Origin of the sequence: Cupriavidus malaysiensis (genome assembly GCF_001854325.1) — a bacterium.
GTDB lineage: Bacteria > Pseudomonadota > Gammaproteobacteria > Burkholderiales > Burkholderiaceae > Cupriavidus > Cupriavidus malaysiensis.
On sequence record NZ_CP017755.1, the window covers coordinates 877,471 to 892,424 of the forward strand.

At 63.7% G+C, this 14,954-nt stretch carries 12 protein-coding genes; 10 read left to right on the plus strand and 2 right to left on the minus strand.

Annotated features, from left to right (window positions below; translation table 11 throughout):
* The first annotated feature begins 8 nt into the window (after positions 1-8).
* From flgE to flgL, 8 genes are all read left to right on the plus strand, one after another.
* On the plus strand, positions 9-1,241 hold the full coding sequence (gene flgE, locus BKK80_RS23670) for a flagellar hook protein FlgE (protein WP_071021694.1): 1,233 nt from the start codon (positions 9-11) through the stop codon (positions 1,239-1,241).
* A gap of 47 nt (positions 1,242-1,288) precedes the next feature.
* Positions 1,289-2,032: a flagellar basal-body rod protein FlgF gene (gene flgF, locus BKK80_RS23675; RefSeq protein ID WP_071021693.1), complete on the plus strand. Its 744-nt coding sequence runs from the start codon at positions 1,289-1,291 to the stop codon at positions 2,030-2,032.
* Positions 2,033-2,090: 58 nt separating this feature from the next.
* Positions 2,091-2,879 (plus strand): flagellar basal-body rod protein FlgG, encoded by a 789-nt coding sequence (gene flgG, locus BKK80_RS23680; protein WP_071021690.1) that lies wholly within the window; start codon positions 2,091-2,093, stop codon positions 2,877-2,879.
* 2 nt (positions 2,880-2,881) lie between these two features.
* Entirely contained in the window at positions 2,882-3,559 is a 678-nt protein-coding gene (locus tag BKK80_RS23685) for a flagellar basal body L-ring protein FlgH (protein WP_071021688.1), read from the plus strand.
* Positions 3,560-3,657: 98 nt separating this feature from the next.
* On the plus strand, positions 3,658-4,731 hold the full coding sequence (locus BKK80_RS23690) for a flagellar basal body P-ring protein FlgI (protein ID WP_197524085.1): 1,074 nt from the start codon (positions 3,658-3,660) through the stop codon (positions 4,729-4,731).
* A gap of 1 nt (position 4,732) precedes the next feature.
* Complete coding sequence (flgJ, locus tag BKK80_RS23695; RefSeq protein ID WP_071021683.1) at positions 4,733-5,818, plus strand: flagellar assembly peptidoglycan hydrolase FlgJ; 1,086 nt, start codon at positions 4,733-4,735, stop codon at positions 5,816-5,818.
* Positions 5,819-6,051: 233 nt separating this feature from the next.
* Complete coding sequence (gene flgK, locus BKK80_RS23700) at positions 6,052-7,965, plus strand: flagellar hook-associated protein FlgK (RefSeq protein WP_071021677.1); 1,914 nt, start codon at positions 6,052-6,054, stop codon at positions 7,963-7,965.
* A gap of 43 nt (positions 7,966-8,008) precedes the next feature.
* Positions 8,009-9,244, plus strand: a complete 1,236-nt coding sequence (flgL, locus tag BKK80_RS23705) for a flagellar hook-associated protein FlgL (protein WP_071021674.1) — start codon at positions 8,009-8,011, stop codon at positions 9,242-9,244.
* 565 nt (positions 9,245-9,809) lie between these two features.
* Here the strand turns inward: flgL and BKK80_RS35805 are convergent.
* Together BKK80_RS35805 and BKK80_RS23710 are read right to left on the minus strand one after the other, a co-directional pair.
* Positions 9,810-10,142, minus strand: a complete 333-nt coding sequence (locus BKK80_RS35805; RefSeq protein ID WP_157903325.1) for a helix-turn-helix domain-containing protein — start codon at positions 10,140-10,142, stop codon at positions 9,810-9,812.
* A 143-nt stretch (positions 10,143-10,285) separates the two neighbouring features.
* The gene (locus tag BKK80_RS23710; protein WP_071071537.1) at positions 10,286-10,957 is read right to left on the minus strand and encodes a hypothetical protein; all 672 of its coding nucleotides are present in this window, start codon (positions 10,955-10,957) and stop codon (positions 10,286-10,288) included.
* Between the two features lie 365 nt (positions 10,958-11,322).
* Here BKK80_RS23710 and BKK80_RS23715 point away from each other — a divergent pair, with 365 nt between their 5' ends.
* On the plus strand, positions 11,323-13,029 hold the full coding sequence (locus BKK80_RS23715; protein WP_071071538.1) for a DUF4236 domain-containing protein: 1,707 nt from the start codon (positions 11,323-11,325) through the stop codon (positions 13,027-13,029).
* 150 nt (positions 13,030-13,179) lie between these two features.
* Positions 13,180-14,937, plus strand: a complete 1,758-nt coding sequence (locus BKK80_RS23720) for an SNIPE associated domain-containing protein (RefSeq protein WP_236903936.1) — start codon at positions 13,180-13,182, stop codon at positions 14,935-14,937.
* Positions 14,938-14,954 lie beyond the last annotated feature (17 nt).

The window sequence follows — 14,954 nt, forward strand, 5'->3', positions numbered from 1 at the left end:
GAAAATCAATGGGTTTCGGTCAAGGGGTAAGCGGGATCAACGCAGCCGCCGCCAATCTGGACGTGATCGGCAACAACATCGCCAACGCGAACACGGTGGGCTACAAGCAGTCGACCGCGCAGTTCGCGGACGTCTATGCCGGCACCAACATCGGCCTGGGCACGAAGGTCAACACCGTGATCCAGTCCTTCACCCAGGGCAGCATCTCGTCGAGCAACAACTCGCTGGACGTGGCCATCACCAGCGGTAACGGCTTCTACCGCCTGGTCAACGCCGATGGCGGCGTCTACTACTCGCGCAACGGGCAGTTCCAGCGCCAGGCCGACGGCAGCCTGACCAATGCGCAGGGCCTGCAGCTCACCGGCTATCCGGCAGGGACGGCGGCCGGCGGTTCGGTCCAGCCGCAGCCGCTGGTGGTGTCGAACACCAATATGCCGCCGGTCGCCACGACCAAGCTGACGGCGCAGTTCCAGCTCAATTCGAGCAACACCGTGCCGGCCACCGCGTTCGCGAGCGCGCCCGGCGCGTTGCCGACGTCCGGCATGTACAACTACGCGACCAGCTTCACGGTCTATGACTCGCTCGGCAATGCGAAGCAGATGACCGCCTACTTCGCCAAGCAGGCGGCAGGCCCCGGCACCACCGCCGGCGGCTCGGACTGGAACCTCTACGTCACGGACCCGAGCGGCAACCTGACCGGCGGCAGCCCGATGGCCATGCAGTTCAACAGCGCCGGCGTGCTGACATCGCCGACCGCTGCCACCGCGCCCAGCTTCACGATGCCGGCGGCCAACGGCGCCGCGGCGATGTCGGTCGCGGTCGACCTGACGGGCACCACCCAGTACGGTGTCACCAGCGGCACCAATTCGCTGTCGCAGAACGGCTACGCCTCGGGCAGCCTGCTGAGCTTCGCCGTGCAGGGCGATGGCACCATCGTCGGCAGCTATTCGAACCAGCAGACCCAGAACCTCGGCCAGATCGTGCTGGTCGGCTTCGCCGATCCGCAGGGCCTGAAGCCGTCGGGCGACAACGTGTGGCAGGCCACCGGCACCTCGGGCGCGCCGCTGGTCGGCACGGCGGGCGGTAGCCTTGGCACGCTGCAGGCCAACGCCGTGGAGGATTCCAACGTCGACCTGTCGGCCTCGCTGGTCAACCTGATTGTGGCCCAGCGCAACTACCAGGCCAACGCCCAGACCATCAAGGCGCAGGACCAGGTGATGCAGACCCTGGTGAACATGTAATGCCGGGCACGGCCAACGCGCGCTGCCGCTGCCGCTAGGGGACGACCATGGATCGCCTGATCTACACCGCGATGTCCGGCGCCAAGCAGACGCTGGAGCAGCAGGCCGCGGTATCCAACAACCTGGCCAACGTCTCCACGCCGGGCTTCCGCGCGCAGATCAATATGTTCCGCGCGGTGCCGGTAGTGGGCAATACCAACCCCACCCGCGCCTTCACCCTGGCCAGCACGCCGGGAGCCGACCTCAAGGCCGGCCCGCTGAACTACACCGGCCGCGTGCTGGACGTGGCGATCAAGGGCAACGGCTGGCTGGCGGTGCAGACCCCCGACGGCGGCGAGGCCTACACCCGTGCGGGCGCGCTGCAGGTGGGCGCGGACGGGCAGGTGCTGACCCCCAGCGGGTTGCCGGTGCTCGGCCAGGGCGGTCCGCTGACCGTGCCGCCGGGCTCCGAGCTGACCATCGCCAGCGACGGCACGATCACGGCGCGCGGCCCCGGCGAGACCGCCAACGGGCTCGCCAACGTCGGCAAGCTGCGCCTGGTCAGCCTCACCGGCGACCAGGTCGAGCGTGGCGACGATGGCCTGTTCCGGCTCAAGCAGGGCGTGCAGCCACCCGAACCCGATGCCGACATCCGCATCGTCTCCGGCGCCGTGGAAGGCAGCAACGTCAACCCGGTCGAGGCCATGGTCGACATGATCGCCAACGGACGCCGCTTCGAGATGCAGATGAAGATGATCCAGAACGCGGACAGCAATGACCAGCGCGCCAACGCACTGCTGTCGACCAACTGATCCAACGTAAACACCGAACCCGGCCGCGGCGCAGTGCCGCGGCCCCGCAAGGAAAACCATGATCCGCTCACTCTGGATTGCCAGAACCGGCCTCGATGCGCAGCAGACGCAGATGGACGTCATCTCGAACAACCTGGCCAACGTGTCGACCAACGGCTTCAAGCGCAGCCGTGCGGTGTTCGAGGAACTGATGTACCAGACCGTGCGCCAGCCCGGCGCGATGAGCTCGGAGCAGACCACGCTGCCGTCGGGCCTGCAGCTCGGCACCGGCGTGCGCCCGGCCGCCACCGAGCGCATCCACCTGCAGGGCAACCTGACCCAGACCGGCAATCCCACCGACGTGGCGATCAACGGCAAGGGCTTCTTCCAGGTCTCGATGCCGGACGGTACCACCGCGTACACGCGCGACGGCTCCTTCCAGGTCGACCAGAACGGCCAGCTCGTGACCTCCAACGGCTTCGTCGTGCAGCCCGCGATCACCATTCCGGCCAACGCCACCTCGCTGACGATCGGCCGCGACGGCACCGTCTCGGTGACCCAGCCCGGCTCGACCAACAATGTGCAGATCGGCCAGCTCCAGCTCGCCACCTTCATGAACCCCACCGGGCTGGAAAGCCTCGGCACCAATCTCTACGCGCAGACCGATGCCTCCGGCGCGCCGAACACCACGGTGCCCGGCCTGAACGGCTCCGGCGTGCTGCAGCAGAACTACGTCGAGTCGTCGAACGTCAACGTGGTGCAGGAACTGGTGGACATGATCCAGACGCAGCGCGCCTACGAAATCAACAGCAAGGCAGTGCAGACATCCGACCAGATGCTGCAGCGGCTGACCCAGCTCGGTAGCTGACGATGGCACTGGCGCAGCTCCGACTCGGCGTGCTTTCGCTGTGCTGCCTGGCGACAGGCTGCGCACTGGCGCCGCGCGAGCCCTTGGTGCAGCTGCCGACCACGGCCCGCGCCGAGATGCGGCCGCGCGGCGCACCCAACGGCTCCATCTTCCAGTCCTCGTATGCCGGCATGCCGCTGTTCGAGGATGCGCGCCCGCGCAACGTCGGCGACATCCTGACCATCATCGTCAGCGAGAACGTCAACGCGACCAAGAACTCCGGTGCCAACGCGAGCCGGGCCAGCAGCTCCACGCTCGCGTTCGATGCGGTGCCCCGCCTGTTCGGCGGCCTGTTCGGCACCAGCCAGAACGCCAATATGAGCGGCGCCAACTCGCTGAAGGCCAGCGGCGGCGCCAGCGCGGCCAACACCTTCAACGGCACCATCACCGTCACCGTGCTGGAGGTGCTGCCGAACGGCAACCTGCTGGTCTCCGGCGAAAAGCAGATGGAGATCAACCAGGGCACCGAATTCATCCGCTTCTCCGGCGTGGTCAATCCGCGCACCATCACCGCCGCCAACGCCGTGCCCTCCACCCAGGTGGCGGATGCGCGCATCGAGTACACCGCCAAGGGCTATATCGATGACGCGCAGAATATGGGCTGGCTGCAGCGCTTCTTCCTCAGCGTGGCACCTTTCTAATGTCCTATCCGATTCCATCGTCGCCTGCATCCGCCGTTCCGCTGTCATACCCGGCGCGCCTGGCGCGCAAGGTACTGGCCGGGCTTTCGCTGGGCCTGATGCTCGGCCTCGCGCTGTGCGGCAACTCGCACGCGGAGCGGCTGAAGAACCTGGTCTCGGTGCAGGGCATGCGTGACAACCCGCTGGTCGGCTACGGCCTGGTGGTGGGTCTGGACAACACCGGCGACCAGACCATGCAGACGCCGTTCACCACGCAGACGCTGACCAATATGCTGTCGCAGCTCGGCATCACGCTGCCGGCCGGCAGCAATATGCAGCTCAAGAACGTGGCGGCGGTGATGGTCACGGCGACGCTGCCGCCGTTCGCGCAGTCCGGCAGCCAGATCGACGTGGTGGTGTCGTCGATGGGCAATGCCAAGAGCCTGCGCGGCGGCACGCTCCTGATGACGCCGCTCAAGGGGATCGACGGCCAGGTCTATGCCGTCGCCCAGGGCAACCTGCTGGTGGGCGGCGCGGGCGCTCAGGCCAACGGCAGCCGCGTGCAGGTCAACCAGCTCGCGGTCGGCCGCATCTCCAACGGCGCCATCGTCGAGCGCGCCGTGCCCGCCTTCCAGCCGGAGGGTGGCCTGATGAGCCTGGAACTGCGCGATTCCGACTTCGGCACCGCGCAGCGCGTGGCCGATGCCATCAACCGCAGCTTCGGCGGCGGCGTGGCCAGCGCGGTCGACGCCCGCGTGGTGCAGGTGCGGGCGCCCACCTCGCCGACCGCGCGGGTCAGCTTCCTCGCCCGCATCGAAGAACTCGACGTGACGCCGGAGAAGGCTGCGGCCAAGGTGATTCTGAATGCGCGCACCGGCTCCATCGTGATGAACCAGGCCGTGACCGTGCAGGACTGCGCGATCGCGCACGGCAATCTCTCCGTCGTCATCAACACCCAGCCGGTCATCAGCCAGCCGGCGCCGTTCAGCGGCGGCCAGACGGTGGTGGCGCCGGTCTCGCAGATCGACATGAAGCAGGCCGCCGGCTCGCTGCAGATCGTCAAGGCAGGCGCCTCGCTGGCGGCCGTGGTCAAGGGCCTGAACGCGCTTGGCGCGACGCCCGCCGACCTGCAGAGCATCTTGCAGGCGATGCGTGCGGCGGGCGCGCTGCGCGCCGAACTGGAGGTGATCTGACATGAACAATGCGGCGATGGCCCAGGCCGACGTGTCGCAGCGCTTCGCGCTCGACACGCAAGGCTTCGAGGCACTCAAGCAGTCGGCGCGCCAAGGGGCCAGCGCTGATACGCTGAAGTCGGCCGCGCGCCAGTTCGAAGCGGTGTTCACGCAGATGGTGCTCAAGAGCATGCGCGACGCCACGCCGCAGGACGGCGTCTTCGACAACGAGCAGACCAAGCTCTATATGTCGATGTTCGACCAGCAGCTTTCCCAGCAGTTGTCGACGCGCGGCATCGGCCTGGCGGACGTGATGGTACGCCAGCTGGCGCGCGCAGCCGGCTCGGCGCTGGCGCCGGACGCGGCCGCCCTGGCAGCCGCCGGCATGCAGGGCGGGCAGGGCGCGCAGGCCGCCCAGGAAGCGGCGCTGCGCAAGGCCCTGCAGGCGATGCAGGGTGCGCAGGGCAGCCAGTCCGGCCAGCCGGACGATGGCGCGGCACAACCCTGGGACGCGGATGCCCCGCCCAAGGTGGGCACGGTAGTCCCGGGCGCGGTATGGAATCCGACGGCCGGCGTGCGCCAGTACCAGGCGCAGGAGGCCTATACCTGGCAGGGCGGCAGCGGCACCGCGAGCTACGGCAGCGACGACGCACCGGCCCATGTGAGCGCCTTCCTGCAGCGCATGAGCGCGCCGGCGCAGGCCGCCGAGCGCACCAGCGGCGTGCCGGCGCAACTGATCCTCGGCCAGGCCGCGCTGGAGTCCGGCTGGGGGCGGCGCGAGATATCCCACCCGGATGGCAGCACCACCTACAACGTGTTCGGCATCAAGGCCGGCGCGAACTGGCGCGGCCAGGTGGCCGAGATCACCACCACCGAGTACGTCGACGGCCAGCCGCAGAAGGTCAAGGCGCGCTTCCGCGCCTACGGCTCCTACGAAGAGGCCTTCGCCGACTACGCCCGCCTGCTCACCAGCAACCCGCGCTACGCCGGGGTGGTGGGCGCCAACTCCCCCGAGGAGGCCGCGCGCGGCCTGCAGCGGGCCGGCTATGCCACCGATCCGTTCTACGGCGAGAAGCTGGTGCGGATCATGAAGCGCGTCACCGCCTGAGGCGCCTTCCTCCACGCCTTCCCGCACGCCTTCCGTCTCGCAGTCCTGTGCGCCGTCCCGCGCGCCGCCACGGGCGAAGCGGCCGTGGCGGCCGGCAAACCGGTCCCGGCCCCGGGTCGGAAAGCCGCCCTAAAGTCCGCGTCCGAAGCTGCCGATATCACTAGCATTCTTCGAATGCACCTTCGTCCCACCGGCCGCGAGCCGGGGTAAGCCAAGCGATCCAGGGTTAGAGCATGTCTCTCTTCAATATCGGTCTTTCCGGCCTGAACACGGCACAGAACGCGCTGACCACCGTCAGCCACAACCTGAGCAACTCGACCACGCCCGGTTACTCCAGGCAGAACGCTATCATCGCCTCGGCGGGCGCGCTCTACCAGGGCTCGGGCTACTACGGGCAAGGTGTCCAGACCACCTCGGTGACGCGTTCGTACAGCGCCTTCCTGACGACCCAGCTCAACAATGCGCAGTCGCTCAGCTCGCAGCTGTCCACCTACCAGACCCAGATCAGCCAGATCGACAACCTGCTGTCGAACAGCACCAGCTCGCTGTCGAAGGTGATGCAGTCGTTCTTCTCGGCCGTGCAAGGTGTGGCGAACACGCCCGCCGATCCGTCCGCACGCCAGAACATGATCTCGTCCGCGCAGACGCTGGCCGGGCAGATGCGTTCGACCTCGGACTTCTTCACCCAGCTGCAGTCCGGCGTCAATACCCAGCTGAAGTCGTCGGTCACCCAGGTCAACGACTACACCAAGCAGATCGCCACGCTGAACACCCAGATCGCCGCCGCCACCGCTTCCGGCAACGGCCAGCCGCCCAATGACCTGCTCGACCAGCGCGACCAGGCCGTGTCCAGCCTGTCGCAACTGATCGGCGTCAAGGTGGTGGTGCAGGACGGCACCTCCTACAACGTATCGCTGAGCGATGGCGAGCCGCTGGTACTGGGCGGTACTTCCTACAGCATGCAGGCAGTCACCTCGTCGGCCGACCCTTCGCGCACGGTGGTGGCCATCAGCAGGCCTGGCGGTGGCGCGATGCAGCTCGACGACAGCACGGTGTCGGGCGGCTCGATCGGCGGCCTGCTGCAGTTCCGCAGCCAGACGCTGGACCCGGCCCAGAATGCCATCGGCCAACTGTCGGTCGTGCTCGGGCAGACAGTCAATGCCCAGCAGGCCCTGGGCATCGGCCTGACCGGGCAGCAGGGTACCAACCTGTTCCAGGTCGGCACGCCGACCGTGCTGACGAACGCCAACAACACCGGCAACGCGCAGCTCAACGCCAGCGTGACCAACAGCAGCGCGCTCACCAACAGCGACTATACGCTGAGCTTCGACGGCACCAACTACACGCTGGTACGCGCCTCCGACAAGCAGACCATGGCCACGGTTGCCGCGGCAGGCGCGACCTACCCGCTGTCGATCTCGGCCGATGGCGTGACCATGCAGCTCACGGCCGGCATGGTCAGCGGCGACTCGTTCCAGGTGCAGCCGACCCGCAATGCCGCGGCGTCGTTCAACCTGATCATGACGGATCCGGCCGGCATCGCCGCCGCCGCGCCGTCGCGCGTGGACGCAACCTCCACCAACACCGGCTCCGGCACCGCTTCGCTGAGCAGCGTCGCGCCCGGCTACACCATGCTGGCGGGGCCCCTGACGGCCACCTACAACGGCGCCGGCTACACCTTCACCGATGCCACCGGCGCGGCGGTGACGCCGACCAGTTCGAGCACCAGCGGCTCGACCACCTCGTACGTCATCAACGGGCAGACCTTCAGCTTCGGCGGAACGCCGAAGACGGGCGACACCTTCAAGCTGTCGTCCAATGTCGGAGGCGTGTCGAACAACAGCAATATGCTGCAGATGGCAGCATTGCAGAACGCCAAGACCATCGGCGGCATCTCCAGCTACAACGATGCCTACGCGCAGCTGGTCAACTCGGTCGGCAGCCAGGCGAACTCGCTCAACGTGGCGGCCACCTCGCAGCAGAGCATCACCACCCAGATCCAGACGCAGCAACAGTCCGTGTCGGGCGTCAACGTCGACGAGGAAACGGTCTCGCTGATGCAGTACCAGCAGCTCTACCAGGCGAATGCCCAGGTGATCCAGGCGGCGAACACGATGTTCCAGACCCTCCTCGGCATCGCCAACTAAGGCCAAGGCCCGCAACCGTTCACCCCGCAGCGAAGGAATACTCATGCGCGTCGCTACCTCAATGCTCTACCAGCAAGGGCTGGCTTCGATCCAGGGCCAGCAAAGCTCTCTGATGCAGGTCCAGCAGCAGCTCGGCACCGGCAAGCGGATCGTGACCCCGTCCGACGACCCCGTGGGCGCCACGCGGGCGCTCGGCGTGTCGCAGTCCATCGCCGTCAACGACCAGTACACGGCCACGCGGACGCAGGCCACCAATATGCTCGGGCTGGAGTCGAATGCCCTGCAGAGCGTCGTCACCACCGTGCAGAACATCCAGGGCCTGCTGGTGCAGGCCGGCAACGGTACCCTGAACGACTCCGACCGCGCCTCGCTCGCCACCTCGCTGCAGGCGCAGTACAACCAGCTGCTCGGGCTGGCCAACAGCGACAACGGCAACGGGCAATACCTGTTCGCCGGTTACCAGTCGGGCTCGGCGCCGTTTACCCAAGGCGCCGGCGGCGGCATCCAGTACAACGGCGACACCGGCCAGCAACTGCTGCAGGTCGACGTCTCGCGGCAGATGGCGGCAGGCGACAGCGGCAGCAGCCTCTTCATGAGCGTGCAGCCCTCGGCCGGCTACGTGGTGCAGGCCGGTGCCACCAACACCGGCACCGGTGTCTTCAGCGCGCTTGCGGTGACCAATCCGAGCGACCCGCTGTACGGCCACTCGATGCTGATCAACTTCCAGAACAACGCGACCACCGGCGCCCTGGAGTACACGGTCACCGACGAGACCGTTCAACCGCCGGCCGCGGTCGGCTCCCCCGTCGGGTACACCCCCGGCAGCGCGATCCAGGTGGGTGGCGTGTCATTTACCCTGTCCGGCACGCCGGCAGCGGGCGACACCTTGACGCTGGCGCCCGCGCAGCAGTCCGGCACCAATGTCTTCAGCTCGCTGTCGCAGATCATCCAGGCGCTGAAGACGCCGGTCGGCTCGGCCGCAGACCAGGCCAACCTGAGCAACGCGCTCTCCACCGGCAGCACCAAGATCACCAATGCGCTCGACAACGTGCTGACGGTGCAGACCTCGGTCGGCTCGCGCATCCAGGAACTGACGACGCTCAACGACGTCGGTACCAACCGCAACCTCAACTACACCACCACGCTGTCGAGCCTGGAAGATCTCGACTACGCGTCGGCGATCTCGCAGTACTACCAGTACCAGACCGCCCTCCAGGCCGCACAGCAATCGTTCGTCAAGATCCAGGGGATGAACTTGTTCAAGTATGTGCAGGGGTAAGTCTGGGATCCAGCCTGAACGCTGGCAATGAAAAGAACATGACTGCAAACAGCACAGAAAAGTAGCTGTCGTGCACATATCAATCTGGCTGCACCCCTTGTCCTGCAAGGCGTGCAGCTATTTTTTTTCGAAGGTGAGGGGCAGGTCTCCGGATGTCGCCGGCTGTTTTGGGCTCAGAAGGGTTGGTTTGTGGGAGCTAATTTTCCGGGAGGCTCTTCTTGGGGAACTATCAGCTAAATCGCGCAAGGACTCCGCTCTAAACTCGGCCGCTCTAAACTCGGTAGTGGGCTCGCGAATGGATTCCTCCCCATCTTGTAAGAGGGGTGTCTATACAGCGGATGCACCTGCCGCCAGCCAAATACCTTGACGCTTACGACCTTGCTGTCATCTTCAAGGTCACCCCTGCCACCATTCTTCGCCGTGCCAGGACGAAACCGGAGACCCTGCCACCGCCAATGTATCTTGGTCCCGGCTTTCCTCGTCGCTGGCGCCAGGCGGATGTCGCTCGTTGGCTTTACGAACGAGGGCTGATGCCCTCGGCCGGTCGAGCTAGTGTTGAACTACCTCAGGCGAGCACATAGACACCGACCCGATGTTCTCCGCCGTTCTCGACCCTCACGGTCTGCCGATGAGTCTTAATGCGGTAACCCTGCTTGATGAGGTCATACTTGCGTGCTGGCGGGCAGTAGATATCCAGATGTCTGCGGCATTCGTATGTGGACACTGACTTCAGTTCCTTGAGCGCCAAAGCCAGCCGTTGGGTTTGCGTCGCGTGATGGGTACCGCGACACCGGTGATAGATTGCCGCCAGGCGCTCTTCCCGAGAAGCTGACCCCGAGGACGGTTGGGGGTACTCATGGTTCTGGTTATCTTCCGGCGAAAACAGTTCCAGATTCATACGAGGCGACCGCAGGGAGCGGTGTAGTTGAGACGCCTCAATCATCCGGCCTACGCTGCTGTGGGCAGAAGTCAGCACAACCCCATCGTGAGCCTAGTTCTGTCCGGACACGAAGATGCAGATTTCTTGTTTTTGGTGTCCGCTCAGCTATCCCGGAGTTCGAAGTCGAACTCGGCCAGGATATTCTGAATCCCCTGTACCAAGCTTGAGGCCAGCTCCGTGTCCTCGAGGCTCTGCAACATTGTGAGAGTGTCTCTGAGCCTCTGACTGTCGCTGGGCGACGAAGTGAGTGCGCCCTCCGGCGACGGGGCGGGCTTGCGCTGAGCGCGGCTAAGGAGCGCTGTGGCTTCTACGGCTGCACGGCCGCTGGCGATGTTCTCCGCCTCAGCGGCTTTTGCAATCTCTGCTTTTCGCTCTGAAGTCAGCTCGTGCCGTACGTTGCGCTCGTCTGTCGCAGGCCAAAGCAGTGCCACGATTTCCGTGATTGCTTGGATGTGAAATTCGTGGAAGTGCTTGTAGAAGGCTCGGGCAATAGCCCAGATAAATTGCCTTCGAGCAGGGTTTCCCTTGCGAGTCCGCACAGGGACATTCCGAGGGGGATAGTAGTCGCGGAGGCGCTCGAGGCCAGAGCGAAACATCGGTTCCGTCGTGATGAAATTGAGTGACGCGATGTCAGTTACCTCGTCGTCGAGCTTCCTCGCTGCGGCCCTTATCCTCTCCGCCTTTTGGCTCGTGACTGGCAACGGCGTGCTTGCCGTGGCTTCGAGGCTGAGGATGCAACCTGTCACCATGGCAACATAGATTTGCTGTGCCATGGCAGTTGGTAACTCCTGTCTTGTCAAGAACCGGCGCGCTCCAGGCTGCCGGAGGAGGGCCTGAGTCCAAGAGTCATTCAGCCGCTCTTTGGGCGGCAATTCTGATACTCGTTGAGCGTCTGCAATGAGCTGTGCGTTGTCGAGAAGCAGTTCCACCGTCGCTGTTCAATGACATGGGGGAGCTGGCATTATATAGCTTGGCCACATCGACTCTGAGAGGGGGCGTAGTCCATTTACCCCTCGAAAGGCGGGTTAAATTCACCCTGTGGTGGTCGCTGCTGATGGTAACTAGTTACAAGCCCAACTAATCGAGCAAGGCCGCTGGCCGGCTTTCTCTGAGCGGGCAGCTACTACCGGGGGAGATAATGGGCTGGAGTTTTAGGAAACGTATCAAGGTAGCGCCGGGCATCCATATCAACCTCAGCAAGAGCGGGGTAAGTACGTCAATCGGCGGAAAAGGTTTCACCTACAACTCTCGCGGACGCGTCACGGCAAGCATCCCCGGCACAGGTATTCGATACTCGCAGAGTCTCAATTCGAAAAGAGCCTCGAGTCCCGTCAAGTCTGTTGTCGCCGGTAGTGGTCGTATTGACCCCGCAACCACTGAGCGCTTGTCAAAGCGAGAGCAGGCAACCCGAGAGTTTGTCGCGATGGTGCAAGCTCGAACCTCAACCGCGTTGGTGCAGTACTTCACTTCGTACGGCGTCCACGTGGAGGTTGGTGACCTGAGTGAAGCTGTAACCCTAGATGAGCATCAGCCCTTCCTCGAGACCTTGTCGCAAGAGTTCGAAGTCACGACAAAGGTCATTAGGTTAGCCGTTGACATTGGCTCGATTTCGCTTGCCGAGAAAGAGCGGGCGATGCTAGCGGTGTATGAAATTGAGAGGAAGTGTACGGAGCATCAAGGAACGCATGGCGAGCTTGAAGCGGCGTCAAGCTCGCTTCAGCGTAGGGTGCAAGAGTGGCCGAAGGCGCCGGGGTTTGTGGCACCGTTCCTAGCCGGGTTTCTTGGTTGCTTTGTGCTTGCCCGCAGCTTGCCAACCGGCTTGGTACTAGTTGGCCTTGCGCTCGCGTATGGCGGCTACCGTACGGCAATGTTCATTCGTAGGAAGGCCGCTGCTGCAGCGGCAATTGCCGAGGCGAACGAATGGTTCGACTCCTTGGTCACTGTCGAAGTGACCCCTCGGCCCGCGGTCGCTGCAGGTAAAGACTACGTATCGCAGAAGGCTATTGGATTCGGCGCCGTGATTTTGGCGGCCGCGACGTACGCCTTGGTTGCATCCCCCCATCAGTCGAACAGTCAGGAAGATGCCCCTGCACAGGCATCTAGCATGGCGATGAGCATCCCGGCAGCGGGCACCTCGGCCACGCGCGCGGATGTCAGTCGCTCGGGCGGCGACTTAAGTTGGCTCGTGGGTAAGAACCCTTCGGATGTCGTCAATGACCGTCGCTTTCGCGCAGCCTTCAGTGGCCTCTCACGCATCGACTGGGAGCGAGCCGCAGAGCGTCTCGCCGTGACAAACTCGTCCGGTATTGAACGCAAGGATGGGTACCTTTTTGGGCAGGGCTGCAAAGCGCATTCCTGCAGTTCGGACCAGGCAGCGTTTGCAATCAATGAGGCGACGGGCAAAGGCGACTTGGTTCTCAGCGAAACCTTGAGTTCCTCGAGCAATGCCGTGGTGAGGACATACCAGTGGCGAGAACTGCCGCTTAGCGAAACCCCGCTGTTTGCATGGGCGCGCGAGACCGGAGTCAATCTGGCCCCTCAGGTCGCAGCATCAACCAGACCTACGGTGCGGACGAGCTTTGATTGCACGAAGGCACGCTCAGACGCCGAACACATCATCTGCAGCGACCCAGAACTGGCGGCAGATGATGTAAAGCTCGCAGCTATCTACGCCAAAGCAAAGGCCGTCGCCAAAGACCAGGCGGCATTCAAGGCGCGGACACGGGCCCAGTGGAACATCCGCGAGCAACAGTGTCACGACAGACAGTGCCTAGCACGTTGGTACGCAGACCAGAACGCGGCGCTCACCGAGATTGCGAATACGGGTGACGTCGCTGGTCTCTGAGAACTGTCAGGGCTGGGCCCAAGCTATCACTTGCAGAGCGAGGGGACGCCAGGCGCGGTGCTAGGCGTATCGCGATTTCCATCGCGGCAGCGCGCACATCACGCGGATGCTTGATTCTGCCTGCAAACGTTACGAGAAATTCTAGGGGTGATGATGGAACTGTTTGTTCTTCTGTTGGTGATTGGTATTGCTTTCTTGGCCTGGAGGGCCAAGAAAATGAGTGGCGACCTAGCGAGCGTCAGGGCTGCTCATAAGGACCTTGACGCGCGCTTCAATGAGTTGCGCCAGGCGAAGGAAGAGCTGGATGCCGCAAATGCCGAAGCAATTCGTTCGCTCACGCGGCGCGCTACTACCGCCGAAGAGGACCGGGACTCTCTCGCCAAGTTCACGCACGTCCGGGATGTGGCATTGGAGGCGGATAGGCTGATGGCAGAAGCTTCTGCCACGGTGAGCAAGGCGCAGAAGGACGCATCGGAAATCGTCGATGGAGCGAAGGCAGATGCTTTGAAGGTGACCGCAGACGCTTCAGCGGACGCTAAAGCGAAGCGCTCTGAATCTGAGCAAATGATTGTGCGAGCGAGCGCGCAGGCCGCGAAGGTTATCGAGGACGCACAGCAACGCGCCAAGGAGATTGCCGGCGACGCGATGCGAGCTCTCGAAGATGCCGATAAGCTTGAGGCCATCAGCGTCGCCATGCGGAACGTCATCGACGGCTATGGTGACAAGTACATGATTCCTGCTCACAGTCTCCTCGATGAGTTGGCCGAGGCCTACTCATTCGCGGAGGCAGGGAAGCAACTAAAGGTAGTGAGGGAGTACTCCAAGGTCATGGTTGCGCAGGGGCGTGCTGCGACTTGTGAGTACGTCGAGAACAATCGACGGGTCACCGCAATCCGCTTTGTTGTGGACGCCTTCAACGGGAAGGTTGACTCGATTCTGTCTCGTGTAAAGGTCGATAACGTTGGCAATCTTCAGCAGGAAATCAAGGATGCTGCGGCGCTGGTGAATCACAACGGTTCGGCGTTCAGAAACGCGCGAGTACTGAAGGAATACGTTGACGCACGCATCGATGAGCTGGTCTGGGCCGCCCGCACAATCGAGCTGCGTGAAAATGAGAGGGAGGAGCAGCGACGTATTCGTGAGCAGATGCGTGAAGAGGAGCGTGCCCGACGCGAGTATGAGCGAGCGATGCGCGACGCTGAGAAGGAAGAGGCTTTGCTACGCAAGGCCATGGAGAAAGCTCAACAGCAGATTGCGAGAGCGTCAGACGAGCAACGAGTTCAATTCGAGCAGCAGTTGGCCGAGTTGGAAGAGAAGCTGAAGCAAGCAGAAGAGAAGAACCAGCGCGCGCTCTCCATGGCGCAGCAAACGAAGGCTGGCCATGTGTACGTCATTTCCAACATTGGCTCATTCGGTGAGCATGTCTACAAGGTTGGTCTGACTCGACGGCTCGACCCGCACGACCGCGTGCGGGAACTTGGAGATGCGAGCGTACCGTTCCCGTTCGACGTGCACGCGATGATTTGGTCTGACAATGCACCGGCGCTCGAAACGCTCCTTCATCGCAAGTTTGTCGAGGCGCAAGTCAACAAGATTAACCCTCGCAAAGAGTTCTTCCGGGTCGGAATCGCGGACCTGCGCCAAACCGTTGAAGAGTTGGGGCTCAATGTCTCGTGGACGATGTCGGCTGCTGCAGCCGAGTATCGGGAGACTCAGGCAATTGAGCGCCGGCTGCAGGCCGACCCTGTCCTTCGCGATAGGTGGTTCAGACAACAGCTTGCATACGAAGCTCGCCAGGCCTTGGAGGGCGAGTCGGCTGGAAATGAGGACGAGCTGCCCACGGCCGAGCTGCACGGAAATGATTCGTTGGAGCTAGGGGGGCTACCGCCTCCTATGGCACATGTATAAAAAATAAAAAATGGGAG

What these genes read in the sequence shown, in the direction of transcription:
- flgE (WP_071021694.1), top strand. Translation starts at nt 9, where the DNA reads ATGGGTTTCGGTCAAGGGGTAAGCGGGATCAACGCAGCCGCCGCCAAT.
- BKK80_RS23690 (WP_197524085.1), top strand. Translation starts at nt 3,658, where the DNA reads ATGCTCGGCCTCGCGCTGTGCGGCAACTCGCACGCGGAGCGGCTGAAG.
- flgK (WP_071021677.1), top strand. Translation starts at nt 6,052, where the DNA reads ATGTCTCTCTTCAATATCGGTCTTTCCGGCCTGAACACGGCACAGAAC.
- BKK80_RS23715 (WP_071071538.1), top strand. Translation starts at nt 11,323, where the DNA reads ATGGGCTGGAGTTTTAGGAAACGTATCAAGGTAGCGCCGGGCATCCAT.
- flgG (WP_071021690.1), top strand. Translation starts at nt 2,091, where the DNA reads ATGATCCGCTCACTCTGGATTGCCAGAACCGGCCTCGATGCGCAGCAG.
- flgL (WP_071021674.1), top strand. Translation starts at nt 8,009, where the DNA reads ATGCGCGTCGCTACCTCAATGCTCTACCAGCAAGGGCTGGCTTCGATC.
- BKK80_RS23685 (WP_071021688.1), top strand. Translation starts at nt 2,882, where the DNA reads ATGGCACTGGCGCAGCTCCGACTCGGCGTGCTTTCGCTGTGCTGCCTG.
- flgJ (WP_071021683.1), top strand. Translation starts at nt 4,733, where the DNA reads ATGAACAATGCGGCGATGGCCCAGGCCGACGTGTCGCAGCGCTTCGCG.
- flgF (WP_071021693.1), top strand. Translation starts at nt 1,289, where the DNA reads ATGGATCGCCTGATCTACACCGCGATGTCCGGCGCCAAGCAGACGCTG.
- BKK80_RS23710 (WP_071071537.1), bottom strand. Translation starts at nt 10,957, where the DNA reads ATGGCACAGCAAATCTATGTTGCCATGGTGACAGGTTGCATCCTCAGC.
- BKK80_RS35805 (WP_157903325.1), bottom strand. Translation starts at nt 10,142, where the DNA reads ATGAATCTGGAACTGTTTTCGCCGGAAGATAACCAGAACCATGAGTAC.
- BKK80_RS23720 (WP_236903936.1), top strand. Translation starts at nt 13,180, where the DNA reads ATGATGGAACTGTTTGTTCTTCTGTTGGTGATTGGTATTGCTTTCTTG.